18 protein-coding genes are annotated in these 21871 nt (G+C 75.1%); 16 read left to right on the top strand and 2 right to left on the bottom strand.

What is annotated here, in order from left to right; genetic code table 11:
• The first annotated feature begins 157 nt into the window (after window positions 1–157).
• From ACGFQC_RS01640 to ACGFQC_RS01630, 3 genes are read left to right on the top strand one after another with little or no spacing between them, the layout of a single operon-like run.
• Window positions 158–943: an ABC transporter ATP-binding protein gene (locus ACGFQC_RS01640; RefSeq protein WP_363088296.1), complete on the top strand. Its 786-nt coding sequence runs from the start codon at window positions 158–160 to the stop codon at window positions 941–943.
• Window positions 940–2274 (top strand): hypothetical protein, encoded by a 1335-nt coding sequence (locus tag ACGFQC_RS01635; RefSeq protein WP_363088297.1) that lies wholly within the window; start codon window positions 940–942, stop codon window positions 2272–2274. Before ACGFQC_RS01640 ends, ACGFQC_RS01635 begins: the two co-directional genes overlap by 4 nt.
• Window positions 2271–2876: a hypothetical protein gene (locus ACGFQC_RS01630; protein WP_363088298.1), complete on the top strand. Its 606-nt coding sequence runs from the start codon at window positions 2271–2273 to the stop codon at window positions 2874–2876. Before ACGFQC_RS01635 ends, ACGFQC_RS01630 begins: the two co-directional genes overlap by 4 nt.
• A 71-nt stretch (window positions 2877–2947) precedes the next feature.
• Here ACGFQC_RS01630 and ACGFQC_RS01625 read toward each other — a convergent pair whose 3' ends face one another.
• Complete coding sequence (locus tag ACGFQC_RS01625) at window positions 2948–3484, bottom strand: HNH endonuclease (protein ID WP_067244152.1); 537 nt, start codon at window positions 3482–3484, stop codon at window positions 2948–2950.
• Window positions 3485–3799: 315 nt separating this feature from the next.
• Between ACGFQC_RS01625 and ACGFQC_RS01620 the strand changes: the two genes are divergently transcribed.
• From ACGFQC_RS01620 to ACGFQC_RS01565, 12 genes are all read left to right on the top strand, one after another.
• Entirely contained in the window at window positions 3800–4906 is a 1107-nt protein-coding gene (locus ACGFQC_RS01620; protein ID WP_363088299.1) for a mechanosensitive ion channel family protein, read from the top strand.
• A gap of 259 nt (window positions 4907–5165) precedes the next feature.
• Window positions 5166–6377: an ROK family transcriptional regulator gene (locus ACGFQC_RS01615; protein WP_363088300.1), complete on the top strand. Its 1212-nt coding sequence runs from the start codon at window positions 5166–5168 to the stop codon at window positions 6375–6377.
• 47 nt (window positions 6378–6424) lie between these two features.
• The gene (locus ACGFQC_RS01610; protein WP_363088301.1) at window positions 6425–6622 is read left to right on the top strand and encodes a hypothetical protein; all 198 of its coding nucleotides are present in this window, start codon (window positions 6425–6427) and stop codon (window positions 6620–6622) included.
• A gap of 7 nt (window positions 6623–6629) precedes the next feature.
• On the top strand, window positions 6630–7895 hold the full coding sequence (locus ACGFQC_RS01605; RefSeq protein WP_363088302.1) for a 6-phospho-beta-glucosidase: 1266 nt from the start codon (window positions 6630–6632) through the stop codon (window positions 7893–7895).
• Window positions 7886–8857 (top strand): BadF/BadG/BcrA/BcrD ATPase family protein, encoded by a 972-nt coding sequence (locus ACGFQC_RS01600; protein ID WP_363088303.1) that lies wholly within the window; start codon window positions 7886–7888, stop codon window positions 8855–8857. Before ACGFQC_RS01605 ends, ACGFQC_RS01600 begins: the two co-directional genes overlap by 10 nt.
• Before the next feature lie 422 nt (window positions 8858–9279).
• On the top strand, window positions 9280–10635 hold the full coding sequence (locus ACGFQC_RS01595; protein ID WP_363088304.1) for a hypothetical protein: 1356 nt from the start codon (window positions 9280–9282) through the stop codon (window positions 10633–10635).
• Window positions 10636–10649: 14 nt separating this feature from the next.
• Window positions 10650–11678 (top strand): glutamate ABC transporter substrate-binding protein, encoded by a 1029-nt coding sequence (locus ACGFQC_RS01590; protein ID WP_363088305.1) that lies wholly within the window; start codon window positions 10650–10652, stop codon window positions 11676–11678.
• 60 nt (window positions 11679–11738) lie between these two features.
• Window positions 11739–13070 (top strand): hypothetical protein, encoded by a 1332-nt coding sequence (locus ACGFQC_RS01585; RefSeq protein WP_363088306.1) that lies wholly within the window; start codon window positions 11739–11741, stop codon window positions 13068–13070.
• Entirely contained in the window at window positions 13067–15703 is a 2637-nt protein-coding gene (locus ACGFQC_RS01580; protein ID WP_363088307.1) for a tetratricopeptide repeat protein, read from the top strand. The genes ACGFQC_RS01585 and ACGFQC_RS01580 overlap by 4 nt, the downstream gene beginning before the upstream one ends.
• Before the next feature lie 3 nt (window positions 15704–15706).
• Window positions 15707–17056: a protein phosphatase 2C domain-containing protein gene (locus ACGFQC_RS01575; RefSeq protein ID WP_363088308.1), complete on the top strand. Its 1350-nt coding sequence runs from the start codon at window positions 15707–15709 to the stop codon at window positions 17054–17056.
• Between the two features lie 143 nt (window positions 17057–17199).
• Window positions 17200–18546 (top strand): VWA domain-containing protein, encoded by a 1347-nt coding sequence (locus ACGFQC_RS01570; protein WP_363088309.1) that lies wholly within the window; start codon window positions 17200–17202, stop codon window positions 18544–18546.
• A 47-nt stretch (window positions 18547–18593) separates the two neighbouring features.
• Window positions 18594–20258, top strand: coding sequence for an FHA domain-containing protein (locus tag ACGFQC_RS01565; protein WP_363088310.1), 1665 nt, complete (start codon window positions 18594–18596; stop codon window positions 20256–20258).
• A gap of 61 nt (window positions 20259–20319) precedes the next feature.
• Here ACGFQC_RS01565 and ACGFQC_RS01560 read toward each other — a convergent pair whose 3' ends face one another.
• Window positions 20320–21330 (bottom strand): methyltransferase domain-containing protein, encoded by a 1011-nt coding sequence (locus tag ACGFQC_RS01560; RefSeq protein ID WP_363088311.1) that lies wholly within the window; start codon window positions 21328–21330, stop codon window positions 20320–20322.
• A gap of 121 nt (window positions 21331–21451) precedes the next feature.
• On the opposite strand from ACGFQC_RS01560, the gene ACGFQC_RS01555 reads away from it, so the two are divergent.
• The gene (locus ACGFQC_RS01555; protein ID WP_363088312.1) at window positions 21452–21856 is read left to right on the top strand and encodes a globin; all 405 of its coding nucleotides are present in this window, start codon (window positions 21452–21454) and stop codon (window positions 21854–21856) included.
• Window positions 21857–21871: the final 15 nt, after the last annotated feature.

Here is a 21871-nt window from a genome sequence, read left to right as displayed (position 1 = left end):
CACCCCGGCACACCCCGACGCACATCCGGCCACCGACCGGCCACCCCGGCACACCCACGCCCGCACCCGCACCCGCACCCGCCGGCTGGCCACCCCGCCCCACGCCCGCCCACCCACCGACCGGCACACCTCTGCCCGTCCGCCCGATGGAGATCCCTTGAGCACGATACGAGTGACCGGACTGCGTGTCCGGCACCGCCGGACCGTCGCCCTCGACGGGGTGGACCTCACCCTGGGCCGGGGGGTGCACGGCCTGCTCGGGCCGAACGGCGCCGGGAAGACCTCGCTGATCCGGGTGCTGGCCACGGTCGCGCCGCCCGCCGAGGGGCGGGTGGAGATCCTCGGCGAGGACGTCGGCGAGGCCGGGCGGCGCGGCCCGGTCCGCCGCCGACTGGGCTACCTCCCCCAGGAGTTCGGGTACTACCCGGGTTTCACGGTCCGCGAGTTCGTCGCGTACGTGGCCTGGCTGAAGGAGGTGCCCGTCGCCGACACCCCGGCCGCCGTCGAGAGGGCCGTCGAACGGGTCGGCCTCGGCGGCCGTGTCGACGCGAAGGTGCGGACGCTGTCCGGTGGCATGATCCGCCGGCTCGGCATCGCGCAGGCCCTCGTCAACGACCCCGACGTGCTGCTCCTGGACGAGCCCACCGCGGGCCTGGACCCCGAGCAGCGGGTGGAGTTCCGGGCGCTGCTGCGCGGACTGGGCGCCTCCGCCACGGTGATCGTCTCGACACACCTGGTGGAGGACGTGGCCGCCGCCTGCACGGAGGTCACCCTGCTCGACGCGGGCCGGGTCGCCTACCGCGGCACGCCCGGGTCACTGAGCGCGCTGGGCGAGGACGGCACGGGCGACGGAGTGGGCGACAACCCGATCGAGCGCGGCTACACGGCGGCGCTGCGGGCCCACCGCGCCCGCCCCGCGCTCCGGGAAGGGGCGGCGCGATGAGCCGCACGCTCACGGCACCGGGGCGCGCGCCGGTCCGCGTGCACCCGTTGCGCGCCGAGACGCTGCGCGGGTTCGCCCCCTGGGCGGGACTGGCGGTCCTCGTGACGGCCGCCGGGCTGCTGGCCGCGGCGGCGGACCGCTGGCAGGGCGGCTGGGCCGAGACCCGCGCCGAACTGCACGGCGTCCTGCTGGTGGTCCTGCCGCTGGCCGCGACGGCGGGCTGCCGGCAGGGCGGGCGGGAGCGCCGGCGGCGTACGGAGGAATTGTGGGGGACGGCCGCGCGCGGGCCGCTGGCGCGGTTCCTCGCGTCGGCGCTGCCGGTGGCCGGGTGGACGACGGCCGGGTACCTGACGGCGGCGGCCGGGGCGCTGCTGGCGACCTGGCCGTACGCCCGGGGGGACGGGCCCGGCCTGGAGCTGCTGCCGACGGACGCGGTGGCGGTGGCGGCCGCCGCGGTGGCCGGCCAGGTGGTGGGGCGGCTGGTCCCCCGGCGGCCGGCGGCGCCGCTGCTGGCGGTGGGCGGGTATGTCGCGCTGGGCCTGGCGTCGCGGGCGGGCACCGGCGCCGGCCGCCGGCTGAACCCGGCGCTCCCCGTCCCGGAGGGCCTGGTTCCGGTGGTGTGGCAGTCCGTGGCCGCGGCGGTGTGGGCGGCAGGCCTCGCGGCGGCCGCCGTCCTGGCGTACGCGGCGCGGCGCCGGTACACGGCCCTGCTGCCGCTCGTGGCGGCGACGGCGGCGGGCACGTTGCTGGTGCAGGGCGGTGCCGGGCTGTGGCGCACCGATCCGGTCGGCGACCGCCAGGTCTGTGACACCTCGACCACTCCGCAGATCTGCGTGAACGCCCGCTACGGAGACCTGTTGCCGCAGGTCAGGACCGCCCTCTCGGGTGTCACCGGCCGACTGGAAGGCGTACGGAACCTGCCGGTCCGGTTCGAGGACCGGCCGGGAGCGCCCCGCCCCGAGGAGGCGGAGCTGCCCATGCTGACGCCGATGGGCCGGACTTTCGCAAGGGGCCGGCTGACCGATCCGGAGCAGTACGCGTGGGAGGCCGTGGCGGCGCTCCAGGGCCGCGGCGACTGCGAGGGGCCGTCGGACCCGCGGGTGAGCCGCGCGGACGACGCCGTGGCGAACCTCCTCGCGCCGAAGCCCGCGCAGGAGCACTTCGACGCACTGGACGCACATGGCGACGAGGCCGCCCGCGCCGGGCTCCGCGAGCGACGGACCGCCCGTGCGCGCCTCGCGTCGATGGCCGCGGACGAGCGCCGCGCCTGGCTGACGGAGTACTTCGCCACGGCGGGCGACTGCGATCCGGACGGGGTGCCCGCGCTGTGACCGGAGCCCTGCTGTACGCCCGCTCCCGCGGCCTGTCCTGGGCCCCGGCCGTGCTCGCCGGGACGGTCGCCCTCGCCGGGTGGGCGGCACTGCGGACGGGCGGCGCCGCCCCCGGTCCGGCTCGGGTGGGGGCCCTGGTCGCCGTGGTCCCGGCGCTGGCCGCCGCGGTGATCGGCGTGAGCCTGTCCACCCCCTTCGACGAGCTGGACCGGACGGCGGTACGCCCCTGGTGGCCTCGCCGGCTGGCCCACCTGCTCGGCCCGGCCGCGCTCGCGGGCGCGCTGCTGGCGCTCACCGTCCTCGACGCCGGCCCGGCCCTCGGCCCCGCTCCCCTGCTCCGCAATCTGCTGGGCTGCACCGGCGTCACGGCCGCCGCGGCGGTCGTGCTCGGTGCCCGCCTGAGCTGGCTGCCGGTCCTCGGCTACGTCGGCGCGGTGATCCCGGCGTCGGCCGGTGTGGCCGGCCGGGCGGTCACGGTGTGGGCCTGGCCGGTGCAGCCGGGCGACCGGCCGTGGTCGTGGGCGGCGGCCGGCACGGCGTTCGCGCTGGGCACGGCCCTGTTCGCGGCGCGCGGCACCCGCCGGGAGACCGCACCGCGCTGACCGGCGCGGGGCCCGGCCCGGCGGGCCCCGTGGCGCATCGGTGCCACGGGGCATGCAAAAGCCCGGATCGGTCAGGCGGAGATGCCGTCGATCCGGGCCAGGGCGTCGTCCGCGCCGTACGGCTGCAGGTACGGCAGCCAGCGCGGGTCCCGGTGGCCGGTCCCGATGATGCGCCAGGCCAGACCGGTGGGCGGGGCGGGTTTGTGCCGCAGTCGCCAGCCGATCTCGACGAGGTGGCGGTCGGCCTTGACGTGGTTGCAGCGCCGGCAGGACGCCACGACGTTGTCCCAGACGTGCTTGCCCCCGCGGCTGCGCGGGATGACGTGGTCGACGCTGGTTGCGACGCCACCGCAGTACATGCACCGGCCCCCGTCGCGGGCGAAGAGCGCCCGGCGGGTGAGCGGAACGGGCCCCCGGTAGGGAACCCGGACGAATCGCTTGAGCCGGACCACGCTGGGTGCGGGGACTGTGACGGTCGCGCTGTGCAGGAAGGCGCCGGACTCCTCCAGGGAGACAGCCTTGTTCTCCAGGACGAGGACGAGCGCGCGGCGGAGCGGTACGACGCCGAGGGGCTCGTACGACGCGTTCAGGACCAGGACATGCGGCACGGATGCCTCCTTGGGCGTCGGCGGCGCGTGGCTCGCGCCGGGACGAACTGAGGTCAGTGTCCCCTCTTGCCTGGTGGACGCGCCACCATGTCCCGGTAACGGGCCGGGAGTGTTTTCGACCACACCCGGATGCATCCCCCGCGCCCCGACCTGTTCGAGCGCGGGGGAACACGGCCTCTCCTTCGGACATCCCGCCGAAGCACACACAATGCCCCGTTAGTGTGGTGGTCCTGCCCCGCCGGTGACCTTTTCGTGACCTGGACCACCTTGACCGCCGCGCCGGAGGGAGCAGTGCCGCACCTGGAGGTACCTGTCGTGTCCTTGTCCGCCGCCCTGAGGGCCGCCGGTCCGTCACCGTCGCCGGCCCCCTCGGAGTCGCCGACCTCCGTGATCGTCCCGAGCCTGCAGGACGCCCAGGAGGGCGCGACGAACGCCGCCAGCTGGGTCGAGGAGAACTGGTCGACCTGGCTCGCGATCGGCCTGCGGGTCCTGCTGATCCTGGTGATCGCCGCGGTGCTGCGCATGGTGGTGCGGCGGGCCATCACCAAGTTCATCGACCGGATGAACCGCACGGTCCAGGCGGGCGACGGCACGGGGTTGGGCGGTCTGCTGGTCAACGTCGAGCGGCGCCGGCAGCGGTCGCAGGCGATCGGCTCGGTGCTGCGGTCGGTGGCGAGCTTCCTCATCCTCGGCACCGCCGCCCTGATGGTCCTCGGCGCCTTCGAGATCGACCTGGCCCCGCTGCTGGCGTCCGCCGGTGTCGCGGGTGTCGCGATCGGTTTCGGCGCCCGCAACCTGGTCACGGACTTCCTGTCCGGCGTGTTCATGATCCTCGAGGACCAGTACGGCGTCGGCGACCAGATCGACGCGGGCGTCGCCTCCGGCGAGGTCATCGAGGTCGGCCTGCGCGTGACCAAGCTGCGCGGCGACAACGGCGAGATCTGGTACGTCCGCAACGGCGAGGTCAAGCGGATCGGCAACCTCTCGCAGGGCTGGGCGACGGCCGGGGTGGACGTCACGGTCAAGGCGTCCGAGGACCTGGACCGCGTCCGGTCCACCCTCGTCGAGGTCGCCGAGAAGATGAACAAGGAGGAGCCCTGGAACGAGCTCCTGTGGAGCCCGATCGAGGTGCTCGGCCTGGACAGCGTCCTGATCGACTCGATGGTGGTCCGCGTCTCCGCGAAGACGATGCCCGGCAAGTCCCTGACCGTCGAGCGCGAGCTGCGCTGGCGGATCAAGCGCGCGTTCGACGCGGCGGACATCCGCATCGTCGGCGGCGCCACGGTCCCGCCGGAGCAGGACCCGGACAACGACCCGACGGCCGGTGTCGCCGCCCCGTCGGCGTACTCCAACCCGGCTTCCCCGCAGGCGGCGGCAGCCTCCCCGCTGACGCCCCTGGCACCGCCGGGGGCGCCGAAGTAACGCGGGTTCCCCAGCGCCCGTCCCGTGAGGGGGCGGGCGTTCCTGCGTGTCCCGTCCCGGCCCCCGGCCCCCGGCACTCCACTCCTCCGTCGCGCCCCTCCGCCTCCCCCTTGACGCCCCCGGACATCGGGCTTACCTTCCCCGCATAGAACAGGAAACTTTCCTAACAGTGATCGGTGTGAGGGGAGCAGGGCTCCAGGTGGCCCTCCCTGCCGGACCACCGAGAAGCCGGGCGACCGGGAGAGGCAGGTGCGGCCCCGTGGCAGGAACCGCCGGAACGCCGGGCACGCCGCGCGTCCTGCGTGCCATGAACGACCGCGCCGCCCTGGACCTGCTGCTGGCCCACGGCCCGCTGTCCCGCACCCGGATCGGCAAGCTCACCGGCCTGTCCAAGCCGACCGCCTCCCAGCTCCTGGCCCGTCTGGAGGCGGCGGGGCTGGTCCTGGCCACCGGCACCACGCAGGGCCGGCCGGGACCGGGCGCCCGGCTGTACGGGGTGAACCCGGCCGCCGGTCACGCCGCCGGCCTCGACGTCACCCCCGAGCGCGTCCTGGCCGCCGTCGCCGACCTCACCGGCCGCACGGTGGGCACGTACGAGGTGCCCACGCCGGGCAGAAGGGGCGCGGGGTCCGTCGTACGGCAGGTCACCGAGGCGTTGGACGGCGCGGTGAAGGCCGCCGGGCTCGCCCGGGACGACGTGCGGCGGCTGGTCGTCGCCACGCCGGGGGCCTTCGACCCCACCACCGGCCGGCTGCGCTACGCCTCCCACCTGCCGGGCTGGCACTCGCCCACGCTGCTCGACGAGCTCGCAGCGGCCCTGCCGATGCCGGTGGAGTACGAGAACGACGTCAACCTGGTGGCCGTGGCCGAACAGCGGCTCGGCGCGGCCCGCGGGCACGAGGACTTCGTGCTGCTGTGGAACGAGGAGGGCCTCGGCGCCGCCCTCGTCCTCGGCGGCCGGCTGCACCGCGGCCGGACCGGCGGCGCAGGCGAGATCGGCTTCCTGCCCGTGCCGGGCGCGCCCCTGGTCCGACAGGTCACCAAGGCCAACAGCGGCGGCTACCAGGAGCTCGCCGGCTCCCAGGCCCTGCCGGAACTGGCCCGCGAACTGGGCGTCACCGGCATTCCCCCGGGCCCGTACGCCGAGACCGCCGCCGCCCTCGTCGCACGGGCCGCCGCCGAGGACGACGGCCCGCTGCGGGAACTGCTGGGCGTCTACGCGACCCGGCTCGCGACCGGTCTCGCCTCCCTCGTCTCCGTCCTCGACCCCGAACTCGTCGTCCTCGGCGGCGCCTGTCTGACCGCCGGCGGCGAGGCGCTGCGCGCCCTCGTCCAGGCCGAGCTGGAGGAACTGGCCGCGTCCCGGCCGAAGCTCGTCGTCGGCGAGGTCACCGAACGGCCGGTGCTGCGCGGCGCGCTGGAGAGCGCGCTGGCGGCCACCCGCGACGACGTGTTCGACACCTCACGCTGACCGACCCTCGTCCCCTTTCGCCCCGTCCGTCCCAGGGAGGCCCCGTCATGCCCGCACGCGTCCCCGAAGAGGCCAGGAGAGCGACCCGGAGAGCGGCTTCCGCCCCGGCCGCCCCGGCCGCCACGGCCGCCACGGCCGCCACGGCCGCCACGATCACCCCGGCTGCCACGATCACCCCGGCTGCCACGATCACCGCGGGCGTCACGATCACCGCGGGCGTCACCCCGACCGGAGCGAAGGGCTAGGCCGGACATGAAACTCACCGTGGTAGGCGGAGGTTCGACCTACACGCCAGAACTGATCGACGGCTTCGCCCGCCTGCGGGACACCCTGCCGGTCGAGGAGCTGGTCCTCGTCGACCCGGCGGCCGAGCGGCTGGAGCCGGTCGGCGGACTCGCCCGGCGCATCTTCGCCCGGCAGGGCCATCCCGGCCGCATCGTCACCACCGCCGACCTGGCGGCGGGCGTCGACGGCGCCGACGCGGTCCTGCTCCAGCTCCGCGTCGGCGGTCAGGCCGCCCGCGAGCAGGACGAGACCTGGCCCCTGGAGTGCGGCTGCGTCGGCCAGGAGACGACCGGCGCCGGCGGCCTGGCCAAGGCGCTGCGCACGGTCCCCGTGGTCCTCGACATCGCCGACCGGGTCCGCCGCGCCAACCCCCGCGCCTGGATCATCGACTTCACCAACCCGGTCGGCATCGTCACCCGCGCCCTGCTGCGGGCCGGGCACCGGGCGGTCGGGCTGTGCAACGTGGCCATCGGCCTCCAGCGCAGGTTCGCCGGCCTGCTGGGGGTCGCCGCGTCCGAGGTCCACCTCGACCACGTGGGTCTCAACCACCTCACCTGGGAGACGGGAGTGCGCCTCGGCGGCCCCGGGGGCGAGGACGTCCTGCCCGCGCTGCTGGCCGGCCACGGCGACGCGATCGCCGCCGACCTGCGCCTGCCGCGCCCCCTGCTGGACCGGCTCGGCGTGGTCCCGTCGTACTACCTGCGCTACTACTACGCCCACGACGAGGTCGTGCGCGAACTGCGCACCAAGCCCTCGCGGGCCGCCGAGGTGGCGGCCATGGAGCGGGAGCTGCTGAAGATGTACGGCGATCCGGCGCTGGACGAGAAGCCGGCGCTGCTCGCCAAGCGGGGCGGCGCCCACTACTCCGAGGCGGCCGTGGACCTGGCGGCCGCGCTGCTCACCGGCTCCGGCAGCCCCCACCAGGTGGTGAACACCCGCAACGACGGCACGCTGCCCTTCCTGCCCGACGACGCGGTGATCGAGGTCCAGGCCGCGGTCGGCCCCGAGGGCGCCCGCCCGCTGCCGGTGGCGCCGCTGGACCCGCTGTACGCGGGCCTGACGGCGAACGTCACCGCCTACGAGGACCTCGCCCTGGACGCGGCGCTGCGCGGCGGCCGCGACCGCGTCTTCCGGGCCCTCCTCGCCCATCCCCTGATCGGCCAGTACGCGTACGCCGAACGGCTGGCCGACGAACTCGTCGCGCACAACCGGGAGTACCTGGCGTGGGCCTGAGCGCGAGCGTCCTCGCCGTCGACGCGGGCAACAGCAAGACCGACGTGGCGGTCGTGGCGGCCGACGGGGAGGTGCTCGCCACGGCCCGCGGCGGCGGCTTCCGGCCGCCCGTGGTGGGCGTGGGCCCCGCCGTGGACGCCCTCGCGGAGGCCGTCACGCGCGCGTACGCCGCCGCGGGCGTCACCTCGGTGGCGCACGTCTCGGCCTGCCTCGCAGGCGCCGACCTGCCCGTCGAGGAGGAACAGTTGGCGGCGGCACTGCACGAGCGGTCCTGGGGCAAGACCGTCGAGGTCCGCAACGACACCTTCGCGATCCTGCGGGCGGGCGTCGCCGAGCCGCGGGGCGTGGCCGTCGTCTGCGGCGCCGGCATCAACTGCGTCGGCATGCGCCCCGACGGCCGCACCGCCCGTTTCCCGGCGCTCGGCCGGATCTCCGGTGACTGGGGCGGCGGGTGGGCCCTCGCGGAGGAGGCCGTGTGGCACGCGGCCCGGGCCGAGGACGGCCGGGGTCCCGCCACCGCCCTGACACGCACCCTCCCGGCCCACTTCGGCCTGCCCACGATGTACGCCCTCATCGAGTCCCTCCACCTGGAGCGCGTCCCCGCGTCCCGCCGCCACGAGCTGACCCCGGTCCTCTTCGCGACGGCCGCCGACGGTGACGCGGTGGCCCGCGCGGTCGTCGACCGCCTGGCGGCGGAGGTCGCCGGCATGGCCGCGGTCGCCCTGACCCGCCTGGACCTCCTGGCGGAGGAGACCCCGGTGCTCCTGGGCGGCGGAGTCCTCACGGCGGGCCACCGCCGGCTCGACGACGGCATCGGCGAACGGCTGGCCGCCGGAGCGCCGAAGGCGGTCCCGAGGGTGGTGCGGCAACGCCCGGTAATGGGAGCCGCGTTGCTGGGCCTGGACAGACTGGAAGCGGGCCTCGCCGCGCAGGCGAGGCTCCGCGCGTGCTTCGAGGACTGACCGGTGCGGGGTCTCCCGACGGCCCGCGGCAGGCGGCCGCTGAAGCCGACCGCCGCCGCGAGCCGGGTCCGACGGCCCGCACGCCCGCGGCAGGCGGACCCGCCCCTCCCCCACACGCGACAGTCGCCCTTCAGGAGCCCGGGGGACCGCGCGACCGGCCGCACACGACCCGCGTCGGCCCGCAGCGGAGCCGGCCCTTCCCGCACACGTGACGGCAGACACCCAGGAGCGCGGGGGACCGCGCGACCGGCCGCAGACGAACCGCGCCGGCCCCGTCCCGGAACCGAACACCCGCCCGCAACGTGTTCACTCGCGGAGCGGGCGGCCGCGATCCGATCAGGATCCGGCGCAGCCCGGTGCGCCGCACCGCGCCGAGCGGCGATACTGGCGCGGACAGTTGACCATGGGGGAGGTCAGGAAACGTGGCAAACCCGCCGACAACCGGCACGGCGGCACCGCCCGGCCGCCGGACGGCATTCGCCGAGGGTGTCGACCGGTTGCGTTCCGCCGCGACCACCGAGCCGGGCAGGCTCCGTGCGATCGGCGCCGTCCTCGCCCTCCTCGTCGTCGCCTTCGGCGCCGTCACCGCCTGGCAGACGAGCGACCGCGCGGCCGCCGCCGACGACGTGCTGCACAAGAGCCAGCCGCTCAGTTCGGCCGCGGCGGACATCTATCGTTCGCTCGCCGACGCCAACACGGCCGCGGCCGGCGGCTTCCTGGCGGGCGGCCAGGAGAGCGCAGCGTCACGCGAGCGCTACGAGGACGACATCGACACGGCCGCCGCGAAGCTCGTCACCGCGGCGAACAACTCCGACGCCGGTTCCCCCTCCACCACGGCGATCACGAAGCTCAACACCCTGCTCCCCGAGTACAAGGGCCTCGTCGAGCGCGCCCGCACCTACAACCGGCAGGGCTTCCCGGTGGGCGGCGCGTACCTGCGCTACGCCAACCAGAAGATGCAGGACGAGATGCTCCCGGCCGCCGAGGACCTCTACCAGAGGGAGAACCAGCGCCTCCAGGACGACTACGCGGCGGCGAAGCCGTACCCGTGGGCGGCGATCGCCCTCGGCGTCCTCGCGCTGGCCGCCCTCGCCTGGGCACAGCACCGCGACTACCGCCGTACGAACCGGGTGCTGAACCACGGCCTGGTCGCGGCGTCCGCGGCCTCCGCCGTCGTACTGCTGTGGCTGGTCGTCGGTCACAGCGTGGCCCGCGCGGGGCTGAACGACTCCTACGACCACGGCGTACGCTCCCTCGACGTCCTGCACGACGCCCGTATCGCCTCGCTGAAGGCGCGCGGCAACGAGAACCTCACCCTGGTGGCCCGCGGCGCCGAGACCGTGAAGGTCGGCGACACGACGGTCGACGCCTACGACCACGACTTCACCGAGGAGATGGCCACCCTCGGCAAGGGCCTCGCGGCGGCGGCGAAGCTCGCCGACGACCGGGCCGGCGAGAAGCCGGTCGCGACGGCGGCGGGCAACATGGCGGAGTGGAAGAAGCGCCACGCCGCGGCCCGCGCCCAGGACGACAACGGCAACTACGAGCAGGCACTGGCCCTGGTGATCGGCACGAAGGGCGCGACCGGCGCGTGCTTCGACGGCGTCGACGCCAGCCTGGCGAGCGCGCTCGACCACGAGCAACACGAGTTCAGGCAGGCGGCCGGCGACGGCCTGGACGCGATGGGCGGGCTGCCGCTGGGCGCGGCCGTCCTCGCCGTCCTGGCGGCGGCGGGCGCGGTCCTCGGCATCGGCCGCAGGCTGTCGGAGTACCGGTGAGAGGGGGCGTGACGATGCGCGCTCGACGGATGCGGGCCGGTCTGCGGGGCTGGGGCGGGGTGGGCGCGATGGCGGTCGTCTGCGTCCTCGCCCTGGCGTTCGTGCTGGTGCTGCCCTGGACCCAGTCGAAGGGCGACGGCAGCACCGGCACCGGCGGCCCCGGCGTCGCCGAGGCCGGCCATGCGGCGGACTCGACGTGCCGGGCGCCCGAGAAGCAGACGCTGGCGCCGTCGGCCGCGGACGGTCCGACGATCGCCGCGATCAAGGCCCGTACGGGCGAGAAGCGCAAGCTGATCGTCGGTGTCGACCAGAACAGCTACCGCTGGGGCTACCGCGACCCCAACACCACGGGCGCCGCGCTGGAGGGTTTCGACATCGACCTGGTGCGGCGGATCGCCGAGGACGTCCTGGGCGACCGCGACGCCGTCCAGTTCAAGGCGATACCGACCAACCAGCGCATCCCGGCCATCCAGGAGGGCCGGGTCGACATGGTGGTCCGCACGATGACGATCACCTGCGACCGGATCGAGGACGTCGCGTTCTCCGCGCCGTACTTCAGGACGGGCCAGCAGGTGCTCGCCCCCAAGGCGTCGACCGTCACGGGCTACGACGGCACGCTGGCGGGGAAGCGGATCTGCACGGCGGCCGGTTCGACCGCCAACACCCGGCTGACCGACGACGTGAAGGCCGGGAAGCTGCCCGCGACCGCCGACATCTCCACCACCGTCCCCAACCAACTGGACTGCCTGGTGAGGCTCCAGCTCGGTGAGGTCGACGCCGTCGTCACCGACGGGGCGCTGGCGGCGAGCCAGGCCGCGCAGGACCCGATGGTGGAACTCAAGGGCGCCGCGTTCACGACCGAGTACTACGGCGTGGCGATGAACAAGGACGCGGACGATCTGGTGCGCCGCGTCAACCAGGTCCTGGTGGCGTACCGGGCGGACGGCTGGCAGCGGTCGTACGCCGACTGGCTGTCGGCGACACTGGGTACCGATTCGTCGACGTCGATGCCGCCCGCGCCGCAGTATCTGCGCACGAGTTGACGGGACGGGCGGCGGGCGGCGGACCGAGCAGGAGACGGACACAGCGACGAGAGGTGATCGATGGGCGTCACGGGACCCCCCGGGCCGGTGATGGACCGGGACGAGGTCGACCGTGCGCTGGCGCGGCTCGGCGCGGAGCACGAGGCGATCGAGACCTCGCTCCTCGCCCTCCAGGACCACGCGGGCCGCAGACTCCTCGAAGGCGCCGCGCTGACCGGCGTCACCGAGGAGCGCTGGGCGTCCGCGGAGGCGTCGATCACGCTGCTGTGGACGTACTTCGACGCGTACACCGGCGCGTTGCGCTCCGCGCGGGACGTCCGCTCGCGGCGCCGCTGGTCCAGCCGTGAGGACCTGGCGGAGCTGACGGAGCTGCTGCGCGGCGAGTCCGTCACGGTCGCCGGCCCGGCCGCCGCCACGGCGAACGCGCCGGCCCTGACCGGCACCGGCAGGCTCAGCGAGAGCTTCTCACTGGCCACCCTCGTCGACCGGATGAACGAGCTGTACGCGTCCTCGCTGGACCTGGTCGTCGCCGCCGACGCGGTGTGGTCCGCGCTGCCCGCCCGGATAGATCTACTGGCCGCGGAACTCCAGCGCACCCGGCAGCTCGCGCACTCCGTGGGCGTGCGCCCCGGCGAGCATCCGGCGGGCGACGACCTGGAGCGCATCACCCGCACCCTGACCTCGCTGCGCGAACGGGTGATCTCCGACCCGCTGGCGTTCTGGGTGCCCGCGCAGGGCAGTTCGGCGCCGGGCGGCGGACGCCCCGACACCACGGTGTACGACCGCGAGGCGCGCGCCCTGGAGGACGTGCGCCGGGAGATCGACGCCGTCCTGACGGTGCGCCAGGACGCTGAGCAGCGGCTGGTACGGCTGCGGGACGTGCTCAGTCGCGCGGACCGGACCCTCGCCGAGGCGCGGACCGCGCGCGGCGAGGTGCTCGCGAAGATCGCCGCCACCGAGGTGCCGGTCGTCAGCGGCCCGCCGACCGTGCTCCAGGAGCAGTTGGCGACGGCGGCCGAGTACCGCCGGCACGCCCAGTGGCACCGTCTGTCCCCGCTCCTGGAGTCCCTGGAGCGCAAGGCGGAGGACGAACTGCTGCGTGCCCGAGAGTCGTTGACGGCGGTCACCGCGCCGCTCGCGGTCCGCGCGGAACTGCGCGGCCGGCTCGACGCGTACAAGGCGAAGGTCGCCCGGCACGGGCTCGCCGAGGAACCGTTCCTCATCGAACGCTACGACGCGGCCCGGCGGATGCTGTGGAGCGCGCCCTGCGATCTGCGCGTCGCCGAACAGGCCGTCCTGCGCTACCAGCGGACGGCCGCAGAACTGCTGGCCGCGCCGCGCGTGCCCGAGCAGGGCGGCCCCGAGGACCACAGGGGGGAGCAGAGGTCATGAGTCAGTCAGGGCAGACGTGCCAACGACCGGGCTGCGAGGGCTCGTACGAGGACGTGGGCGGCGGCGAGCTGTACTGCGACACCTGCGGCCTGGCCCCCGTCGTCGCGTCCGGGGGTCCCCCCTCCGGGAAAGGCCTGGTCGGTTCACCCCCGACCGGCATGACCCGCAGCGGCAGGGGCTCGACGGGCGGCGGCGGTTCACGCTCCAGCGCGCGCAGTGCGCGCACCTCCTCGCAGTCGTCGAAGTCGCGCCGCTCGGTGTCCGGGCGGCTCTCGCGGTCGCTGTCGGGCGCGGCCGGCGGCCGTTCGGTGTCGGTGCGCGGCTCCGGTTCCACGTCCGGTTCGTCCGGGCGGGCCCGCCTCGGGGCGGGGCTGGTCGCGGTGCCGCAGGTGCCGCGCCCCGACCCGCGCGCGATGGTCCTCGACGACCCGGAGGTGCCCGAGCGCAAGCGGTTCTGCTCGCGCGCCGACTGCGGCGCGCCGGTGGGCCGGGCGCGCGGTGAGCGCGAGGGCCGCACGGAGGGCTTCTGCACCAAGTGCGGCCACCCGTACTCCTTCGTCCCCAAGCTGGGGGCCGGCGACGTCGTGCACGGCCAGTACGAGGTCGTGGGCTGTCTGGCGCACGGCGGCCTCGGCTGGGTCTACCTCGCCGTCGACCGGGCGGTCTCCGACCGCTGGGTGGTCCTCAAGGGCCTGCTGGACACCGGCGACCAGGACGCGATGGCGGCGGCGATCTCCGAGCGGCGCTTCCTGGCCGAGATCGAGCACGCCAACATCGTGCGGATCTACAACTTCGTCGAACACCTCGACCAGCGGACCGGATCGCTGGACGGGTACATCGTCATGGAGTACGTCGGCGGCAAGTCCCTCAAGGAGATCGCCAACGCCCGCCGCACCCCGGACGGCAGGCGCGACCCGCTGCCGGTGGAGCAGGCCTGCGCCTTCGGCATCGAGGCCCTGGAAGCCCTCGGCCACCTGCACGGCCGCAACCTGCTGTACTGCGACTTCAAGGTCGACAACGCCATCCAGACCGAGGACCAGCTCAAGCTCATCGACATGGGCGCCGTGCGCAGGGCGGACGACGACGAGTCGGCCATCTACGGCACGGTCGGCTACCAGGCGCCGGAGGTGGCGGAGGTCGGCCCGTCGGTGGCGAGCGACCTCTACACGGTCGGCCGCACCCTGGCGGTGCTCACCTTCGACTTCCAGGGCTACACCACGGCCTTCGTGGACTGTCTGCCCGACCCCGACTCCATCGAGGTCTTCCACCGGTACGAGTCCTTCTACCGGTTCCTGGTCCGCGCCACCGACCCCGACCCGGCCCGCCGGTTCACCTCCGCCCAGGAGATGGCCGAGCAGCTGACCGGTGTGCTGCGCGAGGTCGTCTCGCTGCAGTCGGGACGGTCCCGGCCCGCGCTGTCCACCCTGTTCGGCCCCGAGGTGCGGGTCACGGACACGGAGTTGTTCCCGAAGCTGGACGCGGAGGTGTCACGGCTGGGGACCCGGGCCGTCGCGTCACGACGGGGCCCGGGCCGGGCGGCCGGCCCGGGCGGCACGCCGACGAGCGGAACCGGCGCGGCCGGGCTCGTGCCCTCGCCCCGCCTGCCCGGCGCCGCCCCGGCCGGTACCGTGCCTGCCGGGGCCGTGCCTGCCGGTACCGCGCCTGCCGGGGCCGGCAGCGCCGCGGCGGGGCTGGTCAGCCCCGTCCCCGCGCCCGCCGCCGGACTCGCCCTGCCGGTCCCGCACGTCGACCCCTCCGACCCCAACGCCGGTTTCCTCACCGGTCTGCTGGCCTCCGCGCCCACCGAGCTGATCACCGCCCTCGCGGCCGCGCCGGCCCCGTCGGTGGAGAGCCGGCTGCGGGAGATCCGCGCCCGGCTGGAGAACGGCGACTTCGAGGCCGCCCTGAGGTCGCTGGCCGAGCTGGAGGACGAACGGCCCGACGACTGGCGGGTCGTCTGGTACCGGGGCGTGGCCTCACTGGTCACCGGCGACCGGGCGGGCGCCGCGCTCGCCTTCGACGCGATCTACGACGCCTTCCCCGGCGAGCCGGCGCCGAAGCTGGCGCTCGGCCTGTGCGCGGAGGTGCTGGGTCAGCTGGACAACGCCGCCGAGTACTACCGCCTCGTGTGGTCGACCGACCCGGGCTTCGTGAGCGCCGCGTTCGGCCTGGCCCGCGTCCAGCTCGCGGCGGGCGACCGCCGAAGCGCCGTGCGGACGCTGGAGTCGGTGCCGGAGTCCTCCATCCACTACACCGCCGCCCGCGTCGCGGCCGTCCGCGCCCGGCTGCGGCAGCGGGCGGCGGCCGCAGCCGACGTACCCTTCCAGGAGGACCTCGCCGCCGCGGCGGCGCAGGTCGAGGCGCTGGACGCCTACGGACTGGATCCGACGCGCCGGGAGCAGCTGTCCACCGAAGTCCTCGGCTGCGCGCTGGACTGGGTACTCTCCGGTGGCCGGGGCAGCACCGGACCCGGCGACCGGCGGGCGCTGCTCGGCAGTGACCTGGACGAGCGGGGACTGCGCTTCGGACTGGAGCGTTCGTACCGCATGCTGGCCCGGCTGGCGACCGGTGCCGAGGAGAGGATCGACCTGGTGGAACGTGCCAATCGTTACCGCCCCCGGACGTGGGTGTAGTTGATGTCCCAGATCCCCGGGCAGGCCTCCCTGCCCACGTGTCCGAGCTGTGCGGAGCCGATCGACGCGGGTGACCGTTTCTGCGGTGCGTGCGGATACGGCCTGTCCGCCGTACCGGCACGCCCGCAGGACACTCCGACGCTCACCATGAGCGCGGCGGACGGACCGGCCCCGCGGGACGCCGACGGCCCGCCGCCGGGTACGGCCGGTGCGCCGCCGCCGGCCGTCCCGCAGCCGCCGGCCGTCCCACCCGCGGCCCCGCCGACACCCGTCACCGCGCCCGTCACGGCGCCCGTCGCGGCGGCTCGTGTGCCGGCGGGCGGGCCGGTGGCGCCGACCGCCGCCGCCCCCGTCGTTCCCGCCCCCGGGGTCCGGTTCGACCGGCCCTCCGAGCCGGAGGAGTACCCCCTCCAGGCGCCGGACCCGCGGCTGGCCGTCGCCAAGGTGTGCGTGGCCTGCCGGGCGGGCCGGGTGGACGACGACGGGTACTGCGAGAACTGCGGGCACGCCCAGCCGCGTGAACGCGACCACATGGAGCAGGAGTCGGGCCCGGTCGCCGCCGTCAGCGACCGCGGCCTGCGCCACCACCGCAACGAGGACTCCTTCACCGTCGGCCGCACGACGCTGCCCGACGGCGGCCCCGCGCTGGTGGCGGTCGTCTGCGACGGCGTCTCCTCCGCGACCCGCCCCGACGACGCCTCGCACGCCGCGGCACAGACCGCCGGACGGACCCTGCTGGCGGCCCTGCCGCAGGGCACGCACCCGCAACAGGCCATGCACGAGGCGATCGTGGCCGCCTCGCACGCGGTCAACGCGCTCGCCGAGGAGCCGGCCACGGCCCGCGAGCACGCCCCGCACCAGAACGCCCCCGCCTGCACCCTCGTCGGCGCGGTCGTCACCGCAGGTCTGCTGGTCGTCGGCTGGGTCGGCGACAGCCGCGTCTACTGGGTTCCGCAGGACAGCGGCGCACCGCCCGCCAGGCTAACCGAGGACGACTCCTGGGCCGCCCAGATGGTCTCCGCGGGCCTGATGAACGAGGCCGAGGCCTACGCCGACGAGCGCGCCCACGCGATCACCGGCTGGCTCGGCGCCGACGCCTACGAACTGGAGCCGCACACCGCCGCGTTCAAGCCGGACCGGCCGGGCGTGGTGATCGTGTGCACCGATGGCCTGTGGAACTACGCCGAAGGGGCCGGGGAGATGGCCGAGGCGCTCCCCGCGGACGCCGCCGCCCGCCCGCTGCACGCCGCCCGGGTGCTCGTCGGTCACGCCCTGGACGGCGGGGGCCACGACAACGTAACAGTGGCCGTCGTGCCGTTCCCCGCCCCCGCGCAGGGGGCAGGATCGGTCTGAGGCCACGCACGGACGGAGCGCCGGCCGGCCCGTGGACGCGGGTCGGCCGGCGCTCGGGGAAGCAGTGGCGGACCGGAGGGGACCGGTCCGTCCGCGTCGTCACCCCACACGCCGTGGGAGTTTCCGAGGGGGAGGGAAAAGGCATGGCCAATTTCTCGAAGTCGAACGTGCCGCGGTTCGCGGTGGACGTCTACCAGAACGCCTACCTGCCGGAGGGCGGCCGCGAGGTCAACGCGATCGTGACGGTGACCGCCACCGGCGGCGGCACCGTCGGCACCGGGGTCACGGCACCGCACCTGTACGCGCCGGGCGAGGGCCCGTCCGCCGCCGTGGCGATCATGGTCGACTGCTCCGGTTCGATGGACTACCCGTCGGCCAAGATGCGCAACGCGCGCGACGCGACGGCCGCCGCCATCGACACGCTCCGCGACGGCGTGCACTTCTCGGTGATCGGCGGCACGCACGTGGCCACGGAGGTCTATCCGGGCGGCGGACGCCTCGCGGTGGCCGACCCCGCCACCCGCGAGCAGGCCAAGCAGGCCCTGCGCCGGCTCAGCGCGGGCGGCGGCACGGCCATCGGCACCTGGCTGCGGCTGGCCGACCGGCTGCTGTCCGGCGCCGACGTCGCCATCCGGCACGGCATCCTGCTCACCGACGGCCGCAACGAACACGAGTCGCCCGAGGACCTCAAGGCCGCGCTGGACTCCTGCGCGGGCCGGTTCACCTGTGACGCGCGCGGCGTGGGCACCGACTGGGAAGTGAAAGAAGTCACAGGCATCTCCTCCGCCCTGCTCGGCACCGCCGACATCGTCGCCGACCCGGCCGGGCTCGCCGCCGACTTCACGCGGATGATGGAGACGGCCATGGGCAAGGAGGTCGCGGACGTCGCCCTGCGGCTGTGGACCCCGGCCGGCGCGGCCGTCCGGTTCGTCAAGCAGGTCGCGCCGACGGTCGCGGAACTGACCGGCAGGCGCACCGAGTCGGGCCCGCGTTCCGGCGACTACCCCACCGGTTCCTGGGGCGACGAGTCCCGCGACTACCACGTGTGCGTCGAGGTCCCGGCGGCCGGCGTCGGCCAGGAGATGCTGGCCGCGCGCGTCTCCCTGGTGATCCCGGAGCCCGGGGGCACGGTGCGGAACCTGGGCGCGCAGGGCCTCGTACGGGCCGTGTGGACCGACGACATGACGGCCTCCACCTCGATCAACCCGCAGGTCGCCCACTACACCGGGCAGGCCGAACTGGCCCAGGCCATCCAGCAGGGGCTGGACCTTCGCAAAGCGGGCGATATGGATGGAGCAACGGCCAAACTGGGCCGGGCCGTTCAGCTCGCGAGCGCGTCCGGGAACGCGGATACTGCGAAACTGCTTGCGAAGGTGGTGGACGTGGTCGACGCGCCGACAGGTACTGTGCGATTGAAGGCGAAGGTCGCGGAGGCCGACGAGATGACCCTCGAGACCAGGTCCACAAAGACTGTTCGTGTAAAGAAGTGACCTAGCGGACGCTAGCGGAACACCGAAGGAAAGGGGGACGCGCCGACATGCCGACCTGCCCGAACGGACACCAGTCGGGTTCCGACGACTGGTGCGAGGTCTGCGGTCACCGCATGGCCGGTGCCGTACCTCCGCCCCCTCCCCCGCCGCCGGCCGGCGGGGGCTACGGCTTCCCGCCGCCCCCGCCGGGCGCCGGTGGCCGTCCCGACAACCGGCACCTGTCCGCGGGGCCGAACGCCGAGCCGGAGCTGTGCCCGCAGTGCCGCACGCCCCGTGAGGGCGGCGCGCCGTTCTGCGAGGAATGCCGGTGGAACTTCCTGACCAACACGGCGACCTCGTACACGCCCGCCGCCCCGCGCACGCCGGGTCCCGGTGGGCCCGGTCCCGGTGGTCCGGGCGGACCCGGCGGTGCCGGCGGACCGGGGGGGCCCGGCGGCCCCGGCGGCGGTCGACCGTTCGGTGGTCCCGGAGCAGGTCCGGACGCGCGGTTCCAGCCGCCGCCCCCGTCCTTCGGCGGGAGCGACGCGTTCGACTACCAGAGCTCCCGTCCGTCCCAGGTGAACCGTCCCGCCGAGCCGATCCCGCCGGGCCCGCCGTTCGGCGGCGACCCCTCACGGCCTCCGGGCCAGGGGGGCGGCCGGCCCTTCGGGCATGAGCAGGGCGGCCAGGGTGGGCCGGGTGGTTCCGGCGGTGCCGGCGGACCGGGGGCGCCCGGCGGCCCCGGTGGCCCCGGCGGCGGTCGGCCGTTCGGTGGTCCGCCCGGCGGACCTCAGGGGCAGGGGCAGGGACACGGGCAGGGGCACGGGCAGGGACAGGGACAGGGTCCTGGCGGCACGCCGGGTGGCCCGGCCAACGGCCCCGGCGGCGGGTCGCCCGCGGGCGCCTACGGGCGTGACCCCTCGGGTGCCCCCGGCGACGCCTTCGGACGCCGCCCCGGCCCCGCGAACCCGTCCTCCGACCCCTTCGCACGCGAGCCCTCCGGCCGGGGCGGCGGCTACGGCGGTCCGCCGCAGCCGGGCGGTCCGGGTGGTCACGGCGGTCCGGGTGGTCACGGCGGCCCCGGGGGACGCGCCCCGCAGGCCTTCCAGCCGCCCGGCGGCCCGCAGGCCCCGTCCGGTTACCCGCAGGGAACCGGACGGCCGCAGCAGCCTTCCGGCCCGCCCTTCGGCGGCGGTGACGACGACTGGGTGCTCTCCCCGCCGTCCCACACCGGTCCCGGCGGCAACCAGGGCGGCGGCTACGGCTACCCCCAGCCCGGCGGCCACCAGGCCCCGCCCCCGCCCGGCCAGGCCTTCCCGCAGCAGCCGGAGACCTGGACGGCGACGATAGGCCCGGACCGCGAGTACTTCATGGCGATGATGCACCGCTCGGGACCGGAGGCCGCGGGCCTGAACCTGCCCGCCTACTCCCCCGAGCAGCAGCGCACGCTCGACGGCAACCAGATCACCATCGGCCGCCGCCGGCACTCCACCGGTGAGACCCCCGACATCGACCTGTCGGTGCCGCCGGAGGACCCGGGCGTCTCGCACCAGCACGCGGTGCTGGTGCAGCAGCCCGACGGCAGCTGGGCGGTCGTCGACCAGAACTCGACGAACGGCACCACCGTCAACGGCTCCGACGAGCCGATCCAGCCCTTCGTGCCCGTCCCCCTCCAGGACGGCGACCGCGTCCACGTCGGCGCGTGGACGACGATCACGATCCGGCGGGGCTGAGGTCCCGGCGGGTCAGGTCCCGAGAGGGTCAGGTCCCGACGAGGCTGGGGCCCGACGAGGGTCAGGTCCCGACGAGGCTGGGGCCCGACGATCCCGGGAGGGGCCAGGCGTACGGTCCCTCCGGGTCGTCCAGCCACGCCCACATCTGCTCGCCGCCCACGGTGACGCCGTACCGGTGCCGTCCGGGCCTGCCCTCGCGCTCCCACAGCGCGTACGCCTCCTGGGGGTCGAGGGTCTCCCGGGTGAGGGCCAGCAGGAAGCGGAACAGCTCGTTCTCCCTGACCCCCGGCGGCACCCCGCCGAGGGCGACCGGCTCCGGCACGGGCCGCGCGGTGCCGCGCAGCGGGACGAAGTAGGCGGGGGTGTACAGGAAGTTCCCCTCGGCCTGCCCGGTCTCTCCCACCGTCAGCGCGAGCAGCCCGGTGGCCAACGGGGTCAGGATGCGGCCACCGGGACGGCACTGGGCGACCCACGCCCGTGGGACCGACGCCAGTTCGCAGGTCGCGACGATCCGGTCGAAGGGCGCGCGTTCGGGAACCCCGCGGGCGCCGTCGCCGGTGACGACGGTCGGCCGGTAGCCGGCCTCGGCGAGATGCCGCCGGGCGGACTCGGTGATCTCCGGATCGAGGTCCACGGTGGTGACCCGCTCGTCCCCGAGCCGGTACGACAGCAGCGCCGCGTTGTATCCCGTGCCGGCACCGATCTCCAGCACCCGGTCCCCCTCCCGCACCCGCAGCTCGGCCAGCATCTCGGCCATCAGCGAGGGCTGGCTGCTCGAGGAGAGGAGCTCGCCGTCCCGCAGCCGGGTGGCCAGCGGCACGTCCTCGTACGCGCCGCGCACCCACCGCTCGCGGGCCCGTGGATCGGCGCTCTCACCCCAGCGCCGCTCGTACCCGCCCGCGCCGCCGGCGTAGTAGTACGGCACGAAGAGATGGCGGGGTACGACGGCGAAGGCCTCCCGCCAGGCCGGATCGGCGGCGAAGGCTCCGCTCGCCTCGATCTCCCGCACCAACGCCGCCCGCTCCAAGGCGGCGAGCTCCTCCAGCTCCTTGCCGAGCGCATGCGCTGCCATACGTCCACTGTGCGGCGCGGAAGTCCACGGGGCGAGCGCCCACGCCCGGCCGGCCCGGAGGTCCCGTGCCGGAGGTCCTAGGACCGGAGTACTCGGTCCCCGGGTCTGAGACCATGGGGGCGTGAAAGAGATTCGGCGCGGCACGCTTCAGGAGCAGACCTTCTACGAGCAGGTCGGCGGGGAGGACACCTTCCGCCGGCTGGTCCACCGTTTCTACGAGGGAGTGGCCGAGGACCCGCTCCTGCGGCCCATGTACCCCGAGGAGGACCTGGGCCCGGCCGAGGAGCGGCTCACGCTGTTCCTGATCCAGTACTGGGGCGGCCCCACGACGTACAGCGAGAACCGCGGCCACCCCCGTCTGCGGATGCGGCACGTGCCCTTCACCGTGGACCGGGCCGCGCACGACGCCTGGCTCAGGCACATGCGGGACGCGGTGGACGAGCTGGGACTGTCCGAGGAGCACGAGCAGACGCTGTGGAACTACCTGACGTACGCGGCGGCGTCCATGGTGAACACCGCGGACTGAACCGGCGTGCGGGGG

The sequence above is a fragment of the Streptomyces sp. NPDC048734 genome (genome assembly GCF_043198675.1).
In the GTDB taxonomy this organism is placed as follows: Bacteria; Actinomycetota; Actinomycetes; order Streptomycetales; family Streptomycetaceae; genus Streptomyces.
Note: the sequence above shows the minus strand (reverse complement) of the source record. Positions and strands in the feature narration are given on the sequence as shown.